At 30.3% G+C, this 1,885-nt stretch carries 4 protein-coding genes; 1 reads left to right on the top strand and 3 read right to left on the bottom strand.

Features of this window, described 5'->3' with window-relative positions; translation table 11 throughout:
- Positions 1-162 precede the first annotated feature (162 nt).
- Positions 163-399, bottom strand: coding sequence for a hypothetical protein (locus NL42_RS08635; protein ID WP_336168131.1), 237 nt, complete (start codon positions 397-399; stop codon positions 163-165).
- 7 nt (positions 400-406) lie between these two features.
- On the bottom strand, positions 407-616 hold the full coding sequence (locus NL42_RS08630; protein ID WP_461312458.1) for a hypothetical protein: 210 nt from the start codon (positions 614-616) through the stop codon (positions 407-409).
- Positions 617-969: 353 nt separating this feature from the next.
- On the opposite strand from NL42_RS08630, the gene NL42_RS08625 reads away from it, so the two are divergent.
- Positions 970-1,143 (top strand): hypothetical protein, encoded by a 174-nt coding sequence (locus NL42_RS08625; protein ID WP_005305641.1) that lies wholly within the window; start codon positions 970-972, stop codon positions 1,141-1,143.
- 439 nt (positions 1,144-1,582) lie between these two features.
- Here the strand turns inward: NL42_RS08625 and NL42_RS08620 are convergent, their stop codons facing one another.
- Positions 1,583-1,765, bottom strand: a complete 183-nt coding sequence (locus tag NL42_RS08620) for a hypothetical protein (RefSeq protein WP_005305647.1) — start codon at positions 1,763-1,765, stop codon at positions 1,583-1,585.
- Positions 1,766-1,885: the final 120 nt, after the last annotated feature.

Below are 1,885 nucleotides of genomic sequence, written 5' to 3'. Positions count from 1 at the left end.
ATAAATTAAAAAAAGCCCACCTTCCGATGAGCTTTTTATTTAATTAAAATTAACGGTATGTATTAAGCTTTAAATTCTGCTAATACTAGGCTTATAAGATCTATGATTTAAATACAACGACTACTTATTAAAAATAAAGAGCACCTAGGTGCTCTCTTGTTCTTATTGATTTTTGGATAAGGCAAAATTTATTGCCCTGTCATATGCGTGTTCTTGTAACTCTGTATATACATAGAAATGCTGTTCTGCCTTGGTAACAGGATTAATGAGTTTCATTGCTTCATAACTATGAGTATTTAAATCATTAGGATCAACATCAAATGCTTCTAAGTGCTGCTCTCTCCACTCACCACTTAGAACACCACCAACACAAAGCCATTTTGTTGAATTGTCTGACATATCATGTTTACTCTATATAATAGCTGTTGCCATCGGAACTGTTGAAAACCAAATTTAAAGTAGGGTAAATACATTCACCTTTTAACAAAATATATTCAACTTTGGGTCTCTGAACTCTAGATAAATGACCGATTTTATTAGTATCTACTTCTGTATAGTTTGCGTGCGCTCTTTTTTCTTTACCTTGGAAATCAATAATTGTAATTTCTTTTAGCATTAATATGCTCCAATTTAATCATACATATTATGCCCAACGATATTTTTATACTATCAATATTTTGTAGGCAACTACATTGAATTAATTTTTAAAAAACTATCAATCCAAAACGTGGAAAAAATTTATATATGTGTACTTTATGTACCCCTACTTGAAAGTTGGATAAGGTAATTTCAAAATTTAAAGGATAAGACTCAACAGGTTATATATGATTGATTTTATTTATGAAATAAGTACTCGAGATAAAGACCTTTTCTTGGACAAATCAACACACATGAGTCTTAAAACTACCGCAATGTAAAGACCTTTAAAGTGTACTATCAACTCTCCCTAATGAAGATAAGAAGATAAAAATGTCAGGTTTTAAAAGTTTTTCTCAAAATACAACTAACCACGCTAATATCATCAAATCTCAAATGAACAAGCATCCTGCAACACCACCTACTGAAACTCAACCTTCAGAAGTTCCAGGCACAGTAAAAGATCTGCCTGAGAATAATGAACAACCTGATCCTAATAACAAATAATTTCTTATTAACAGTGCCTTGGATGTTGTTTTTGAGGCTCTGTTACGATAAAGAATAAATTAGTGCACTGATTTATTATATTATTAACTACTTTTATCAATTTGATTTGTTTAGTTATTTAAGAAATTACAGCCATTCATTCCAGAAAATTGATATGACTAGTCTCTCAGATATGAGGGGCTTTTTTAATTATTTTTACTTAACTAGTATTTAGCGGACTCCGCATAGATAGATTAAGCCCACCATAATTGGCGGGCTTATTTTTTAATATGTGAATTATAAAGATCAGCTTAACACATATAGGAAAAATTCCCCCAGAATAAGAATACTTTGCGGAGCTTTATTTAGTGTAAACAGTCAGGAATTTTTAGTCGTATTGGTTAGGATAGATAAGCTTTATTAATCAAATATCATCATACAGTTCGATAAAAATCGAATATCAACTCTTGATTGAACTTTCTATTTGAATTTTATACTTAATATTTTTCTCCTCATCAATATAGGATAGTAAATGCTCATCCCTTCTTTTCCTTAATTTTCCAATTTCTGAATCAATTTTTGCAGTAATCAAAGATTCCTCTTCTTGCTCCTCATTAGGAATGTACTCACTTATTGATTTCATACTTTAACACTCCTGTTTTTCTGCATTGTTAGTTTAGAACAACTAAATAAACAAGTGCATTAGAGTGTTTTTTCTTATTAAAAGAAAACCTGAAATCTATAAAACAAAAAAGCTCACCTT

The organism is Acinetobacter sp. GN11 (genome assembly GCF_054823985.1).
Note: the sequence above shows the minus strand (reverse complement) of the source record. Positions and strands in the feature narration are given on the sequence as shown.

Coding starts and splice junctions, on each gene's coding strand:
- NL42_RS08635 (WP_336168131.1), bottom strand. CDS start 399: ATGTCAGACAATTCAACAAAATGGCTTTGTGTTGGTGGTGTTCTAAGT.
- NL42_RS08630 (WP_461312458.1), bottom strand. CDS start 616: ATGCTAAAAGAAATTACAATTATTGATTTCCAAGGTAAAGAAAAAAGA.
- NL42_RS08625 (WP_005305641.1), top strand. CDS start 970: ATGTCAGGTTTTAAAAGTTTTTCTCAAAATACAACTAACCACGCTAAT.
- NL42_RS08620 (WP_005305647.1), bottom strand. CDS start 1,765: ATGAAATCAATAAGTGAGTACATTCCTAATGAGGAGCAAGAAGAGGAA.